Origin of the sequence: Flavobacterium aquidurense (assembly GCF_031458035.1) — a bacterium.
Taxonomy (GTDB): domain Bacteria; phylum Bacteroidota; class Bacteroidia; order Flavobacteriales; family Flavobacteriaceae; genus Flavobacterium; species Flavobacterium aquidurense_C.
Genome location: NZ_JAVDXR010000013.1, coordinates 1 through 15,620, shown reverse-complemented (window position 1 = coordinate 15,620; position 15,620 = coordinate 1). Strand labels below are relative to the sequence as shown.

Genomic DNA, 15,620 nt, shown 5'->3' with positions numbered 1-15,620 from the left:
GAAATGGGATAAATTATAATTCGTGAATTCGTGGCAAATAAATCTACACAAAGAGATGTAAAAAAATCATTTTAATCTGTGAAATCTGTGGCAATATAATTTTAAAAAGAAATCGCCAGCGAAGTCGTTACAAACGTATTCGTATCCGTTGGAAGATTGTCTTTTGTAAATATTTCATCTTTACTAGAAAGATTTCTGGCTTCAATTCTAAACATTACATTATCAGTAACTAAGTAATCAAAGTTAGCCGAAAATCCATAAGTTTTAAAACCATTTGGCGTTTCTGTTGCGATAATAACTCCTTTTTCGTCACTGTAATATTCGCCACGGGCAGCTAACTGAATCTTATCTGTAGGTTTGTATTGCAGAATCAAAACAGGCGAAAACCAGGTATCATATTTATTACTGCTTTTAGCCGATTGTTGCGAACCAACATCAAAACCAGCTGTAATATTTGTTTTTTCGGTTACTTTAAATTGTCCGTAAAAGTTGTTGAAATAACGCCACTTTTTATCGATATCCGGCTGTTCATTTCCAACATACGTACTCCAGTTCAAAACTAATTTATCAGTTGGTTTATACGTAATCTGCGTTCCAAAAGCAGGCGTATGATTTCCGTCTACTTTCTGAATACGCTGCCAGCCATTCAAATACATTCCGGCCAAATACCATTCTCCGGATTCAGAGGTGTAGCCAATTTTTACTCCTGTTTCATAATAAGGAGAATTCTCCGCCAGAATACTTCTGGTCAAAGTCTGGCAATCTTTTCCAATTGCACTTTCAAAACCAATGTGTGCCGGCATAATTCCCGCATCAATCCACAAATTATGGTTTTGCGAAATCTTCACCCCAACATTGGCTTCATAGACATTTTTCAGTAAATCCTGTTCTGCTGACATGTTATATTGCGCATAAGTTCCGGCCATTAAGGCAAAATTTCCACGAATATTATTTTTTGTATAATTCACTTTTGCCATACCTAAATTCAGGTTCACTTCATTGCTTCGATTATAATTGTAAAAAAATCCCGGGCGTGTATGATTGTCTGGTTTTCCAAAATCATAACTGTAATAAACGTCTACATATCCTGAAAACGTTAAAGGACTTTTCGATTCTTCCTGTGCATGTAAATTGCTAAAACCGAATGCGATTAAAGCAGTAAGTATTATTTTTTTCATTTTTGTTTTTATTATTTGGGGTAAAAAAGGCGTATTAATTTTTATTAGTAGGTTTTTAAGGAGCTGTTTCCTGCTATCCGCTATATCTTTTTAGGCAGATTGTTTATGGTAAACAAGATCTTTTCAATAGCCTAAAAAGGATGCCGCTTCTATCAGGGCTAGGGCACTCAGGGTAAAAGGACGTTTTGTATCCTAACAGGTTTTCAAAACCTGTTAGGTATTATTTAAGTTTCGGTTTTACGCTCCAGTTTGTCATTGCGAGGAACGAAGCAACCACATTTACAAAATCAGATTTGTGTCTCATTGTTAGTGAGGTTGCTTCGTTCCTCGCAATGACCAAAATTGACGAAAATCTTTGTCATACCTACAAGGTTTTGAAAACCTTGCAGGAGAAAAACCTTAGAACCTTAGCGACTCAGTCCCGAAGCTTCGGGATCAGAACCTTGTTTTAGCGAAGCGCATCAAGCGCCATATTCAATTCCAAAACATTAACTGTTTCAGGACCAACAACAGCCGTATTAATTTTAGATTCAACCAAAGCTTTTACTTTATCTTCCGCTAATTTTCGTTCTTTGGCAACACGTTTTACCTGAATCAAAGCACCTTTCGGAGAAATATTCGGATCCAATCCACTTCCTGAAGCCGTCACCATATCTGAAGGGATCTCCCATTTTTTCAAATAAGGATGAGCAACTAAAAATGTATCAATTCTTTTTTGAACCAAAGCCAAATACTCTGCGTTGCTTGGTCCTTTGTTACTTCCGGCACTTCCGGCCGCGTTGTAATCTACAGCCGAAGGTCTCCCCCAGAAATAATTCGGCTTATCGAATTTTTGACCTATTTTTTGGTAGCCAATAACTTTTCCGTTAACCGAAAGAGTTTCTCCTTTTCCTTGATTCGGAGCCATTTGTGCAATTCCATAAATTGCAAGAGGATAAATAACTGCGAACATAATTATGGTAAGCAGAGTCAATTTTAGTAATGAGAATATATTTTTCATTTTTTTCTTTTTAGAGGTTCTAAGGGACTAAGGTTCTGAGGGACTAAGAAAAAATTTAGCACCTTAGCACCTTAGCGCCTCAGAACCTTAGCAACTTTTATTTACATAAATAAAGCAACAAGTAAATCAATCAATTTAATTCCGATAAAAGGAATAATCAATCCGCCTAAACCGTAGATTAAAAGATTTCTTTTTAGAATTGCACTTGCTCCGATTGGTTTGTAATCAACACCTCTCAATGCTAATGGAATCAAGATCGGAATGATAATCGCGTTAAAAATTACCGCTGATAAAATGGCACTTTCCGGACTATGCAAACGCATAATATTCAAACCCTGAAGCGCAGGAATCGCAGTAATAAAAAGAGCAGGAACAATAGCAAAATATTTCGCTACGTCATTGGCAATAGAAAAAGTAGTTAAAGTTCCACGAGTCATTAAAAGCTGTTTTCCAATTTCGATAATCTCGATTAATTTTGTTGGGTCATTATCAAGATCGACCATGTTTCCGGCTTCTTTTGCGGCTTGCGTTCCACTGTTCATGGCAACACCAACATTGGCCTGAGCAAGGGCAGGAGCATCATTCGTTCCGTCTCCCATCATCGCAACAAGTTTACCCAGATTTTGTTCGTTTTTGATGTAGTTCATTTTATCCTCAGGTTTTGCTTCGGCAATGAAATCATCAACTCCGGCAGCTTCGGCAATAAACTTAGCCGTAAGTGGATTATCTCCGGTAACCATTACCGTTTTGACACCCATTTTTCGCAAACGGTCAAAACGTTCTTTCATTCCGGGTTTAATGATATCCTGCAATTCGATAACACCCTGAACCTGATTGTTTTTAATCACAACCAATGGCGTTCCTCCATTTGTAGAAATGTCAATTACTTTTTGGGCAGTATCTTCAGGAAAATTATTTCCTGCCTGAGCAGCAATATTTTTTGCAGCATCCTGAGCACCTTTTCGAATATTGGTTCCGTCTTTTAAAACAACTCCGGAAGTTCTGGTTTCTGCGGTAAATTTGATTAAAGTAGCACCTTCAATTGATAATTTATTGGCAGTTTCGGCTCCTGCCAACTCCACAATACTTTTTCCTTCCGGAGTGTCATCTGCGAGTGAACTTAACACGGCAGATTTTATAAAATCTTCTTCTGAAACGCCTTTTGTAGGATAAAAACTGGTCGCTTTTCTGTTTCCGATCGTAATTGTTCCGGTTTTATCCAAAAGCAATACATCAATATCACCGGCAGTTTCTACCGCTTTTCCAGATTTTGTAATCACATTGGCACGTAAAGCCCTGTCCATTCCGGCAATACCAATAGCAGAAAGCAAACCACCAATTGTAGTTGGAATCAAACAAACGAACAAGGCGATAAAAGCCGCAATCGTGATGGGTGCATTTGCATAGTCGGCAAACGGTTTTAGCGTAACGCACACAATCACGAAGATTAAGGTAAAGGCGGCTAATAAAATGGTTAAGGCAATTTCGTTTGGCGTTTTCTGACGGCTTGCACCTTCAACCAAAGCAATCATTTTATCTAAAAAACTTTCGCCAGGTTCAGAAGTTACAATTACTTTAATTTTATCAGATAACACTTTTGTCCCTCCGGTTACAGAGGATTTATCACCACCGGCTTCGCGAATTACAGGAGCACTTTCTCCTGTAATCGCACTTTCGTCGATAGTCGCTAAACCTTCGATAATCTCTCCGTCAGTTGCAATTAAATCGCCCGATTCACAAACGAAAATATCTCCTTTTTTCAATTCTGATGAACTGATATTTTTGATTTCTCCATTTGGTAAAATTTGTCTTGCCGGCGTTTCTTCACGTGTTTTTCTTAAACTGTCGGCTTGCGCTTTTCCTCTGGCTTCGGCGATAGCTTCGGCGAAATTGGCAAACAAAAGCGTTGCTAATAAAATGAAGAACACAATTAAGTTATAAGTAAAACTGCCCTGATCTGTAGCTCCCATTAAAATGGAAACACAAACAGCAAACATAATGGCAGTTCCTATTTCTACGGTAAACATTACCGGATTTTTGATCATCAATTTTGGATTAAGCTTGACAAAAGATTGCACTAAGGCTTCTTTTACCTGTTTGCTTTCAAACAATGATGCGGATTTATTAGTTGTCATTTTCTTGTAAAAAGTTAAATGTTATTTGTGAAATGTTATGCGGAATAAATTCATAAATTGTAAACATAGCCAGTGGTTTCAACCACTGGAACGCAACGTATATCACAATCTTTACTCCTCGAAATTCGTTTCCCATGGTTGAAACCACGGGCTATGTTTGAAATATTTTACGTTTATTTTTACGTGTTTAAAATATTCAGCATTTTTATTTTAGTGTAAAATATTCTGCCAATGGACCTAAAGCCAAAGCTGGAAAGAATGATAAGGCAGCAATAATTGCGATTACGGCAAAAACCATAATTCCGAAAATTGTAGTATCCGTTTTTAAAGTTCCCGCACTTTCCGGAATGTATTTTTTATTAGACAATAATCCGGCAATTGCCAATGGGCCAATGATCGGAATGAAACGGCTTAACAATAACACAATTCCTGTAGTGATATTCCAAAACGGATTATTATCTCCTAAACCTTCAAAACCAGAACCGTTGTTGGCAGCACTTGAAGTATATTCGTATAACATTTCTGAGAATCCGTGATTGCCAGGATTGTTCAGCCAGCCAGTGGCGTTTCCGCTAAACCAGTAGCCCATTGCAGTATCATGTGCCGCAAAATAAGAAGCTATGGCTGTCCCTGCTAAAATCAATAATGGGTGAAGAATCGCAATAAAAGCAGCAATTTTAACTTCTCGGGCTTCGATTTTCTTTCCTAAAAATTCAGGAGTTCTACCTACCATTAATCCGGAAATAAATACAGCCAGGATAATGAAAATATAAAAGTTCAGAATTCCAACACCACAACCGCCGTAAAAAGCATTGACCATCATGGCTAGCAATTGCATAGCTCCGGAAATTGGCATAGAACTATCGTGCATACTGTTTACAGAACCAGTAGAAATTACAGTTGTAGCAATACTCCAGAATCCTGAAATCGCCGGTCCAAAGCGAACTTCTTTTCCTTCCATCGCTCCGGTTGCCTGCGCAATTCCCATTTTTTCAATGGCTGGATTTCCATTAAGCTCGGTAACTACAGTCGGAATAACAAGGAGTAAAAAACCAATTGTCATTACGCCGAAGATTACGTAAGCAAGTTTCTTTTTCTTTAGATAAAAACCTACAGCAAAAATCATCGCAAACGGAACAATCAATTGTGCCCATAATTCAACCGCATTGGTGAAATAAGTCGGGTTTTCTAGTGGATGTGCCGAATTGGCTCCAAAAAAACCTCCACCGTTTGTACCTATATGTTTGATAGCAATAAAAGCTGCAGCCGGACCGCGAGAAACTTGTACTGAATCGCCTTGTAAAGTTGTAATAGTATCTTTTCCTTCAAACGTCATAGGAGTTCCGCTAAATAATAGCGCAACTGCTACAATAGCTGAAAGTGGTAACAAAATACGAGTACAGCTTTTGATGAAATAATTATAGAAATTCCCCAATTTATCTGTAGTTCTTTCTTTCATTGCGGTAAAAATCATTGCTGCAGCAGCCATCCCAACACCAGCAGAAACAAATTGCAGGAACATCAAAAACATTTGCGACAAATATGAAAGTCCGGTTTCGCCTGAGTAATGCTGTAGATTACAGTTTACTACAAATGAAATTGCCGTATTAAACGCCAAATCTGGCGTCATTGAAGAATTGTTATCGGGATTCAAAAACAGCGATCCCTGAAAAAGTAAGACAAAAAAGCAAAGAAAGAACCAAATCATATTTACACTCAAAAGTGCTTTTAGATGTTGTTTCCAGTTCATTTCTTCAGTAGCATTAATTCCGCTGATTTTAAAAATAAATTTTTCAATTGGATTGAAAATCGGGTCAAAAAGTGTTTTATCTCCCAAATAAACTTTAGCAATATATTTTCCTATTGGAATGGCTAAAACTATCGAAATGATAAAAATGCTAATGACACCAAATAACTCTGTGTTCATATTTTGTTTGTTAGAAATTAAATAAAATTTGGGCTTTTATAAAAACGCAATAAGCGTTATAAAGGCTAATGTCCAAGCCACAAAAACATATAGTAGTAACTTTTTTCCTGACTGTGACTTTTTCATTTTTTTAGAATTTTTCAGGTTTGATTAATACATAAACCAAATAGCCAAAAACAGCGATCGAAATAATAAATAGTGCAGTCATGATTTAGATTTTTTCAAAGAATTCAACTGATTTAAAACAAATGGCAAACAGCACAACGGCTAATGCGAGTAAAAGAAAAGTGATCATAATTATTTTAGATTTTAGTCCCGAAGCCTCGGGATCAGATTTTAGATTTTTAGAAAATCGATTAAACGATTTAACAATTAACCAGTTAAACTTTTACACGCCTGAAGTATTAACCTGCTTGATATATTCCGCTTTAAGCGTTTGTGGGAAAAGATGTGAAATGTTGCAGTGACGTACTTCCATAAAAGAAGAAACGGAGAAAACATACACATTAGAAATAGCATTTTTAGTTTCTAAGCTTCCGGCAATAAATAAGCGTTCGGCAAGAGCCAGGCATTTTTTTGCTCGCACGATATTTCCAGAAATGATAGCTTTTTTGGTTATCTCGGCGAAGCGTTCGGCTTGTTTGTAGATTGAGGTTACTTGATTTTTCATGAGAATGAATTTTTATGTTCTTCCTCCTTATGCCAAAATATGTTCCGAAAAAGTTGAGGTATAGCTAAAGTGCTGTCAATAAAAGGAATGTAGTTTTTTGCCAAAAAACAGGTATAAAAAAAGCCTATCATAATGATAAGCTTTTATTGAAATGATAGGGTTGTTTTAATTAAAAATTGAGAATTAAAAATTAAAAATTGTTATTGCTGATGAGATTAGATTTGCAATTGGAATTTGGAATTTAAATTTTGGAATTTTCTATTCCATATTCGTCCAGCTTTCTATACAAAGTAGCAATTCCAATTTCCAGCAAACGTGCCGTTTCAGCTTTGTTGCCTTTGGTATAATTTAAAACCTTCTGAATATGTAGTTTTTCAATACTCTGCATAGAGAAAGCCGACATTGGTTTGTTTGTTTTTTCAGATTGATGCTGCATCTCATAAGGCAAAACATCTGAAGTTAAAGTATCTCCATTACTTAAAATCACTGATCTTTCGATAATATTTTTAAGTTCCCGAATATTCCCCGGCCACGAATAATTTTCTAATTTCTGAAGAAAATCATCCGAAATAGTTAAGGTCTTTTTGTTCGTTTTTTCTGAGAATTGTTTAACGAAATAATTTGTCAAAGGAACAATATCTTTGATTCTTTCTCTTAGCGGAGGCAGATTGATTTCGAAAATATTCAAACGAAAATATAAATCAGAACGAAAACGATGTTCGTCACTTTCTGTTTTTAAATCTCTGTTGGTTGCCGCTATTAATCTGAAATTTGACTTTTTAGGAGTAGTATCTCCTATTGGAATATATTCGCTGGTTTCTAAAACACGTAATAATTTTGCCTGAAGTTCAATTGGCATTTCACCTATTTCATCCAAAAATAAAGTGCCGCCATTGGCTTCTTCTATAAATCCTTTTTTATCTTTTAAAGCTCCGGTAAAAGCACCTTGTTTATGTCCGAAAAGTTCACTTTCGAGGATTTCCTTGCTGAAAGTACTACAATTCAAGGCAACAAAAGATTTGCCTACACGATTGCTATTTTCATGGATTGCCTGTGCAAAAACTTCCTTTCCTGTTCCGGTTTCTCCGGTGAGAAGAACAGTTGAATCGGTTTTGGCTACTTTTTTGGCAAGATCAATAACCTGCTCAATTCCTTTTGATTTTCCGATAATTGTATTGAAAGAATATTTATCGCCAATACGTTTTTCCAATTGCTGTACCTTTTTCTGCAGCTGTACTTTTTCGACTGCTTTGTACAAAAGCGGAATGATTTTGTCATTGTCATCACCTTTTACAATATAATCAAAAGCACCATTTTTCATGGCTTGAACACCGTCAGGAATATTTCCGAAAGCTGTCAGTAAAATAACTTCAACTAATGGAAAATGGCTTTTTATATTTTGCAGAAAATCAACGCCGTTTCCGTCAGGTAATTTTACATCACACAAAACAACTTCGATATCTGTTTGTTCGAGTTTTTTAAAACCTGATTTTAAATCTTTGGCTTCAATAACTTCAAAACCTTCTGATTTTATAATACGCGCCAACAGACTTCTGAGTTTTTCTTCATCGTCTATAATTAAAATTTTGTGTGTCATTGGAGGAAAAAGCTAGAATCGAAATTTATTTTCGTGATACAAATTTAGGTTTTAAATCTTTTGCCTATTTTGATTCAGCGGAAATTCTTGTGAAAATTCAATTTTTAAAATAGTTCCGTTATTATTTTCCATAGTGAATTTAGCTTCCAAATCATCACTTAAACCTTTGATAAGGCTCATTCCGAACGAGTTTGCTTTTGTGTCGGTAAAATCGGTTGCAATTCCAATTCCGTTATCTGAAATGATCAGTAAATAGCTATTGTCTGTTGTTGCTTCAAGCGTAACATAAATCATTCCGGTTCTATCGTTTGGGAAAGCATATTTGATTGAATTGGTGATGGCTTCATTCAAAATAAGTCCTAAAGGAACAGCTTGTGCAACATCTAATTCTAATGGGTCTACTTTAATTTCAAAACGGATTCTCTGTCCAAGTGAAAAAGATTCTTTCAAATATTCGACTAATTCTTTGATGTAATTGGGCATATTAATCGTCGAAATATTTTCAGAATTATATAATTTTTGATGAATTAAGGACATAGAATGAATTCTGTGCTGGCTATTTTTTATTGCCGTCAAAGCCATATCATTATCTAAATAAGCTGACTGGGAATTCAAAAGACTTATAACCGTTTGAAGATTGTTTTTGACACGATGGTGAATTTCTTTCAAAAGCCATTCTTTTTCATCCAGCAAATGTCTCAAATTAACGTTTTTCTGATTGATTTCTTTTTCTTTCTGCTCCAGTTTAATGTTATTTCGTTGTTTTAATCGGTATCTGTTGTATAGCAAACTAATAGTTATCAAAAGTAAAATCAAACTCCAAATAGATAGAGTATTTAAGAGTTTCGATTTTTGTAGCTGACTTTCCTGTAGTTTTGAATGGTCATATAAAAGGGCAATTTTTTGTTCCTTATTTTTAGTCTCATATTGAATCTTTAACTCTTCAATTTCTTTGTTTTTATCTGTTCTGTAAATAGAATCGGTTAATTTCTTATAATTTTGAAAATGTATTAGAGAGTTTTTATAATTTCCGTTTATAGAGTCTGTTTTATATAATAAAATCTGAAGGATTTGCGAGTTGTAGGTTATTTTATAAGCTTTGCAAAGAGCAAAAACTTTAGCATTGTAATATTTAGCTTTTTGAACCCTGTTGGTATTCAGGTAAAATAACGCCATATCAGTATATTGATTAACAACTTCTCTAATTGTTTCCGGAGCGTTTAATTGTTGTGCATAATATTCTGTTTCTTTAAAATACTTTTCTGCCAGGACATTATCCTTAAGTGATACATAACAATTCGCCTTAATATAAGCAACACTCATTTTATCAAATGCATTTGTTGGAGGGTATTTTGCCGTTATAGAATTAATGTAACCAATCGCTTCTTTATTTTTACCTTTTAACGATAAAGCGGCGACCGCCCCATAAAAGCTTTTGTACCACGTGCCGCTGTTTATTGTTTGCTGCCCGATTTCAATACTTTTTTTAAACATTTCCAGCGCTTCCTCATAATGACCGTACTGGTTATAGACATCACCGAGACGCATATAAAAAATGTCCCCCAGAGTAAAATCTTTTTCAACTTCCATTCGTTTTACACTTTTTAGGGCATAGTATAAGGCATCTTTTATATTGTTTTGTCTTACTTCAACATAAGCAATAGTTGCTTCTGCAAATTGTTGATGCGTAAAACCAATTTTTCGTAAATCGACCAAATTTTGATAAAGTCTCTTTTTGGCTTCATTTATTTTTCCTGCCCAAAAATAGATGGTAGTTATCTTGGTGTAATTTTCTATTCTTTTTTCTTCTAAACCGAGAGCGGCATAAAGTGAAATGGCCTCTTCAATCATTTTTTCCTTTTCGGGATCAAGGTTGGATAAAAGAGTTGCATGCGCGTCTAAAGATTCGGCTAGACCAAGTTTATCGTTTTGTTTTCTACATTCATTTATAACCTGCAAAAAACATTTTTTGCCTTGAATTTGGTTATTGGCCTGATAATAATATTTTCCCAATAATAATAAAGATTGATGCTGCCATTTTTTTACTTTTAGCAGATTACTTTCTAAAACAGCTTTATTAATATATTTATATGCATGTTGAAGATCTTCGGGTTTTGTGCCTGGTTTAAAAAGATAAAAACTTCCTAATTGCAGTAATAATTTAATCCGATTTTCGCCTTTAGATTTGTCAAGAATTTTTATTGCAGCATTAATATTTCCCTTGTCAATCAAATCGCTTCCTATTAGATTACCATCATTATAACCTTGATCATAAGATAAGGAAGCGGGTAATTTATAAGCTTTTGATGCCAGAACAACAGAACTGTCAACATCTATAGCACCCTGATTGGCATTAAATAAATATATAGAACAAGAGCTGAGCAATAGTCTTTTTTTAGGAAGATCGTATTTCTGAACAGAAGGCGATAATTGTGCAAATGATTGAAAAGTTATGAAAAGAATTAAATAAAAAGAATACAATTGTTTCATTTGGTCTGTGATTAAATTCTTAATGTTTTTGGATTAAACAAATATAGAAATAAGGAGAACGGTTATTTGAAAAATATCAGGAAAATTCACATAAAAGCTATTTTTTATCATTTAAATTAGAAGAAGTTGCTGTTTTTATTCTAATAATTAACTAATTTTATACCAATATATTAGCTGAATTATTATACTAAAAATACCACATTTATGGAAACGGTTTCCGGCCATCCCCTCAAATCCTCTAACGCAGCATTAAAAAAGCGAATTTTAATTGTTGAAGATCAATTTATCGAAGCGCATGATTTGCAATTAATTCTTGAAAAAGCAAGTTATGAAGTGATCGGAATTGCACGTTCTGTAGACCAGGCTCTGGAACAAATTGAAGCTGAAAAACCAGATTTGGTATTTTTGGATATCATGTTAAAGGGAAGTCGTAACGGAATAGATTTGGCTCAAATTCTTAAAGAAAATTATATTGGTTTTATATTTATTTCAGCTAATTCCAGCAAAAACATTTTAGATCAGGCCAAAATTACGCAACCTTATGGATTTATAGTAAAACCTTTTAGAGAACAAGATGTCTTGACAACTCTTGAAATTGCTTTTTACCGTCACGAATATAGTTTAGAGTCTCAATTGATGCAGCAAATGCAATTGCAAAATGATCTGAATGAGATTTTAAATTCAAATCTAAAATGGGAAAATGCGTTATTGGCATTCGGAAAAACGGTACAAAATTATATTTCGTTTGATTATTTAGAAGCTGGTTTTTCCAATACAACGCATTATGCCAATCTCGGAATTATACGCAAAAATGTTGATGATTATCAGATTATCAATCCTGAGAAATTTTCAAAAATTGCTGATATTTCCAGTAAGGAATTGGATGAAACTTATAAAAAATCAAAAATAGATTTACAGCCAATCATTTATAGTGAAGAAAACCTTATTAATAATTTTCAGGTAGCACCAATAAAAAGTTTGATTTCTCATAATTTCGGGATCAAATCATATCTGGTTTTTCCTATCGTGATTGCAACGATACAAAAATTCCATTTTACTTTTTACAGTCGAAATTTTAATGTTTATTCAGCAGAAGATCTTAAACTTTTATCGATTCTAGAAAATACGTTTGCATTATTTGTGTCAAAAATGTATCCAAAAACAAATTCGGATTCAGATCAAAAGGAAATTATTAAAGAGGTAAAACCAACAAATAAATCGATTGGTTTTGAGGGAATTATTGGCAGCAGCCCACAAATGATAACAGTTTTTAATTATATTAGAAAAGTAGCGCCGTCAGACACTTCGGTTTTAGTTTTAGGCGAAAGCGGAACCGGAAAAGAAAAAATAGCCCAAAGTATTCATGCTTTATCACCAAGAAAAGACAAGCCTTTGATTATTATTAATTGTGGAGCTATACCTGAAAATCTTGCAGAATCCTTGCTTTTTGGTCATGAAAAAGGTGCTTTTACAGGAGCCTTAGACAAACGAATTGGTAAATTTGAGCTAGCAGACGGAGGAACCATTTTTCTGGATGAAATAGGAGAGATGCCTTTGGAGCTTCAGGTGAAATTGTTACGTGTTTTACAGGAAAGAGAAATTGAGCGCATTGGCGGAAGATCTCCGTTGAAAATTGATGTTCGAATTATTGCAGCTACTAATAAAAATCTGGAAGAAGAAGTTGCAGCGGGAAGATTCAGAATGGATTTGTATTATCGTCTTCATGTTTTTCCGATTTTAGTGCCATCGCTAAAAAAACGAAAAGAAGATATTCCTGAATTAGCACTTCATTTTATAAAAGTCTACAGTGAAAAAATGGGCAGAAAAGCACCGTATCTTGCTGATTTTGCCTTGCAGCAAATTATGAATTATAGCTGGCCCGGAAATATCAGAGAACTCGAACACGTAATGCAACGCGCCATTTTATTGACTGATGGAAATACAATTAAAGAAATAGAACTTTCAACATCTTCAAAAATGCACGCAGATCAGACAAGCGAATCTTTTTCAATAAAAACAATTCTCGAAAATGAAAGAGATTACATATTATATATTCTGAAAAAATGTAACGGAAAAATATCCGGAGTGGGAGGAGCTGCCGAAATTTTAGACATTCATCCATCTACTTTAAATTCAAAAATCAAAAAACTGGAAATCAAAAGAGAATTAAATTAGCCGATTTTCTCCAGCCAATTAGAAATAAATTCAGCAACTTCCTGCCAGTTATTTTGACCTAAAACAAAGTGATTTCTATTTTGAAATTCTTTATAGCAAGTAATAGAATGTATGTTTGTATATTTTTTAAAGTTCGAATAATTGAGCGAAGCCGGTATTATAGTATCGTTACTGCCTGATAAAAATAATAAAGGTTCATGTTTTTTCTTGAAATTTATTCGTGCTGTTTGAGACAAAGCATCTCGAAAAACTAATTTTGATTCCGGAATTACTAATTTTTCATAGTAATCTTTCTTTTCTTCAAATGACATTCCATTTGTAAATTTGCATTGCCACTCTTGAAAAGACATTAAATATGTTTTTTTTGATGAAGTAAAAAAGCCCAAAGGTTTCCAAATGGCTTTATAAAAAGAAAACTTTGTTGCAAATAGACCTTTTGGAGGAACGGAATGAATACAAACACCATTATAAGCTAATTCTTTCTGAACCAATAATTGTGTCAAAAGTCCTCCATAAGAATGTCCAATTAATATAGGTTTTTCATGTAATTTTTCGATGATTTCTGTGTAATAATCAATTAGATCCGTTAAATGAAATGAAGCAATCTTCGAATTAGGATGTTCTTTTCGTAATATTTCTGCCGATTCATTTTTATGAGGCCATGGCGGTGCCACCGTTTTGTATCCTTTGACTTCAAAAAAAACAATCCATTTCTCCCAACAAGTATGGCTGATAAATGCTCCCGTAATAAACACAATAGTTTTCGTATTAGATAGGTACATAAAAAGAAGTTTGAAGTTTTTGAAACTATTTGAGAATATTCCAACAAAAAACAAACAACATGCCTGTTTGTAAAGTATTGATAATGCTAAGGTTTTATAAGTGGTGAATTATTATATTTCGTTAAAACTATTATGGACTATTGAAATATCATTTTTAAAAAGATAGAAATCATTTCATTCAACAAAAGTGAATTCATTTGAGAACTAACCTTCAATTTATATAAGGTGGACAACATTTGTAGTTACAAATATTATAATTCTATTAACATCAAAGAATTTATGCTTTGTTGTAAATGAAGTAATTTTGTAAAAAGCATTAATTTACATGAAAGATCCAATTTCAGTTTCAATACTAGAACTCGCTATTATTACACAAAATAGCAATGCCACCGAAACATTTCAAAAAACAAAAGACATAGCGCAACTTGCAGACCAATTAGGATATAAACGTTTTTGGCTGGCCGAACATCACAATATGGCGCATGTAGCAAGTTCAGCTACAGTTGTATTAATAGGTTATATTGCCAGCCAGACGCAAAATATTCGGGTTGGTTCGGGTGGAATTATGTTACCGAATCATTCCCCATTAATAGTAGCCGAACAATTCGGCACTTTAGAAACGCTTTATCCAAACCGTATCGACTTAGGTTTAGGAAGAGCTCCAGGAACTGATCAGCCAACTGCGGAAGCAATTCGAAAAGATTTTTTTGAGCAGGCACAGCGATTTCCACAAAATGTGAGTAAGCTTCAGGATTATTTTTCTGCAGAAAATGCGACGGCAAAAGTTCGGGCATTTCCTGCTGAAGGCACAAATGTTCCCATTTGGATTTTAGGTTCAAGTATGGAAAGTGCAGCTTTAGCCGCAGCTTATGGATTGCCTTATGCTTTCGCCGGACATTTTGCACCGCGCCAAATGATACAGGCCTTTGAGTTTTATCGCGAAAATTTCCAGGCATCAACCGTTTTAGATAAACCAAAAACAATGGCATGCGTTAATATCATCGCGGCAGATACAAATGAAGAAGCTGAATTCCTTTCAACCAGCTTGTATCAGATGTTTCTAAATCTAATACGCAACGATCGAAAGGGATTACAACCACCGGTTCCGTCTTTAGATGATATTATGGGTGAAGAAGAACGTTTCCATGTTAATCAAATGACAGCTTGTACGTTCACAGGAAATAAAGAGCAATTAGAAATCGATCTTAAAAAGTTTATTAACTACGCTCAAATAGATGAACTAATGGTTACAAGTCCAATCTTTGATCATCAGGCAAAGCTAAAAAGTATACAAATTACCAAAGAGGTTATTGATAGTTTAAATTATTAGTATACATATATAAGTATATCTTTTACTATTGGATATAAGGTATGTTTTATTCAACCCGGCAGTTTTTCCAATCTGTCGGGTTTGTTTTTTATACCTAATATATTAAGGATGGAATTCTGCTATTAATATATAATGGTGTTTTCAGGCTGAGCGCAGCCGAATCCTGTTTCAATTGGAATTTGGAGTTTCAAAGATTTGGAATTTGTTTTTTAATAAGGAGCTTTATCCCGCTGTCCGTTTCAATCTTTTGTGGTGTCCCGAGGCTTCGGGGCCACCACAAAAGGATTTCCTCCCGTCCCGAAGCGTCGGGATCGGGACTATCGGGGCTAGGGGGAG

General features: G+C 34.6%; 11 protein-coding genes. 2 read left to right on the top strand and 9 right to left on the bottom strand.

Features of this window, described 5'->3' with window-relative positions; genetic code table 11:
• Positions 1–101 precede the first annotated feature (101 nt).
• The 8 genes from J2X17_RS17355 to J2X17_RS17320 all read right to left on the bottom strand — a co-directional run bounded on the left by J2X17_RS17355 (position 102) and on the right by J2X17_RS17320 (position 10,997).
• The gene (locus J2X17_RS17355) at positions 102–1,178 is read right to left on the bottom strand and encodes a porin (protein ID WP_310300873.1); all 1,077 of its coding nucleotides are present in this window, start codon (positions 1,176–1,178) and stop codon (positions 102–104) included.
• 448 nt (positions 1,179–1,626) lie between these two features.
• The gene (locus tag J2X17_RS17350) at positions 1,627–2,178 is read right to left on the bottom strand and encodes a K(+)-transporting ATPase subunit C (protein WP_310300870.1); all 552 of its coding nucleotides are present in this window, start codon (positions 2,176–2,178) and stop codon (positions 1,627–1,629) included.
• 101 nt (positions 2,179–2,279) lie between these two features.
• On the bottom strand, positions 2,280–4,313 hold the full coding sequence (kdpB, locus tag J2X17_RS17345) for a potassium-transporting ATPase subunit KdpB (protein ID WP_310300867.1): 2,034 nt from the start codon (positions 4,311–4,313) through the stop codon (positions 2,280–2,282).
• A gap of 205 nt (positions 4,314–4,518) precedes the next feature.
• Entirely contained in the window at positions 4,519–6,240 is a 1,722-nt protein-coding gene (gene kdpA / locus J2X17_RS17340) for a potassium-transporting ATPase subunit KdpA (protein ID WP_310300864.1), read from the bottom strand.
• Positions 6,241–6,370: 130 nt separating this feature from the next.
• Positions 6,371–6,448 (bottom strand): K(+)-transporting ATPase subunit F, encoded by a 78-nt coding sequence (kdpF, locus tag J2X17_RS17335; protein WP_072975519.1) that lies wholly within the window; start codon positions 6,446–6,448, stop codon positions 6,371–6,373.
• Positions 6,449–6,628: 180 nt separating this feature from the next.
• Entirely contained in the window at positions 6,629–6,910 is a 282-nt protein-coding gene (locus J2X17_RS17330) for a DUF7674 family protein (protein ID WP_310300862.1), read from the bottom strand.
• 241 nt (positions 6,911–7,151) lie between these two features.
• Positions 7,152–8,507, bottom strand: a complete 1,356-nt coding sequence (locus tag J2X17_RS17325; RefSeq protein WP_310300859.1) for a sigma-54-dependent transcriptional regulator — start codon at positions 8,505–8,507, stop codon at positions 7,152–7,154.
• Between the two features lie 51 nt (positions 8,508–8,558).
• On the bottom strand, positions 8,559–10,997 hold the full coding sequence (locus tag J2X17_RS17320; RefSeq protein ID WP_310300855.1) for a sensor histidine kinase: 2,439 nt from the start codon (positions 10,995–10,997) through the stop codon (positions 8,559–8,561).
• Between the two features lie 204 nt (positions 10,998–11,201).
• Here J2X17_RS17320 and J2X17_RS17315 point away from each other — a divergent pair, with 204 nt between their 5' ends.
• Positions 11,202–13,172, top strand: a complete 1,971-nt coding sequence (locus J2X17_RS17315) for a sigma 54-interacting transcriptional regulator (RefSeq protein WP_310300852.1) — start codon at positions 11,202–11,204, stop codon at positions 13,170–13,172.
• Here the strand turns inward: J2X17_RS17315 and J2X17_RS17310 are convergent.
• Positions 13,169–13,954 (bottom strand): alpha/beta hydrolase, encoded by a 786-nt coding sequence (locus tag J2X17_RS17310; RefSeq protein ID WP_310300849.1) that lies wholly within the window; start codon positions 13,952–13,954, stop codon positions 13,169–13,171. The two genes, J2X17_RS17315 and J2X17_RS17310, sit on opposite strands and share 4 nt — an antisense overlap.
• A gap of 325 nt (positions 13,955–14,279) precedes the next feature.
• On the opposite strand from J2X17_RS17310, the gene J2X17_RS17305 reads away from it, so the two are divergent.
• Entirely contained in the window at positions 14,280–15,284 is a 1,005-nt protein-coding gene (locus tag J2X17_RS17305; protein WP_310300847.1) for an LLM class flavin-dependent oxidoreductase, read from the top strand.
• The last annotated feature ends 336 nt before the right edge of the window (positions 15,285–15,620 follow it).

Bases quoted from the DNA above. Each gene is read 5' to 3' on its own strand.
- J2X17_RS17310 (WP_310300849.1), bottom strand. From the start codon at position 13,954: ATGTACCTATCTAATACGAAAACTATTGTGTTTATTACGGGAGCATTT.
- J2X17_RS17330 (WP_310300862.1), bottom strand. From the start codon at position 6,910: ATGAAAAATCAAGTAACCTCAATCTACAAACAAGCCGAACGCTTCGCC.
- J2X17_RS17320 (WP_310300855.1), bottom strand. From the start codon at position 10,997: ATGAAACAATTGTATTCTTTTTATTTAATTCTTTTCATAACTTTTCAA.
- J2X17_RS17325 (WP_310300859.1), bottom strand. From the start codon at position 8,507: ATGACACACAAAATTTTAATTATAGACGATGAAGAAAAACTCAGAAGT.
- J2X17_RS17350 (WP_310300870.1), bottom strand. From the start codon at position 2,178: ATGAAAAATATATTCTCATTACTAAAATTGACTCTGCTTACCATAATT.
- J2X17_RS17355 (WP_310300873.1), bottom strand. From the start codon at position 1,178: ATGAAAAAAATAATACTTACTGCTTTAATCGCATTCGGTTTTAGCAAT.
- kdpB (WP_310300867.1), bottom strand. From the start codon at position 4,313: ATGACAACTAATAAATCCGCATCATTGTTTGAAAGCAAACAGGTAAAA.
- kdpF (WP_072975519.1), bottom strand. From the start codon at position 6,448: ATGACTGCACTATTTATTATTTCGATCGCTGTTTTTGGCTATTTGGTT.
- J2X17_RS17305 (WP_310300847.1), top strand. From the start codon at position 14,280: ATGAAAGATCCAATTTCAGTTTCAATACTAGAACTCGCTATTATTACA.
- kdpA (WP_310300864.1), bottom strand. From the start codon at position 6,240: ATGAACACAGAGTTATTTGGTGTCATTAGCATTTTTATCATTTCGATA.
- J2X17_RS17315 (WP_310300852.1), top strand. From the start codon at position 11,202: ATGGAAACGGTTTCCGGCCATCCCCTCAAATCCTCTAACGCAGCATTA.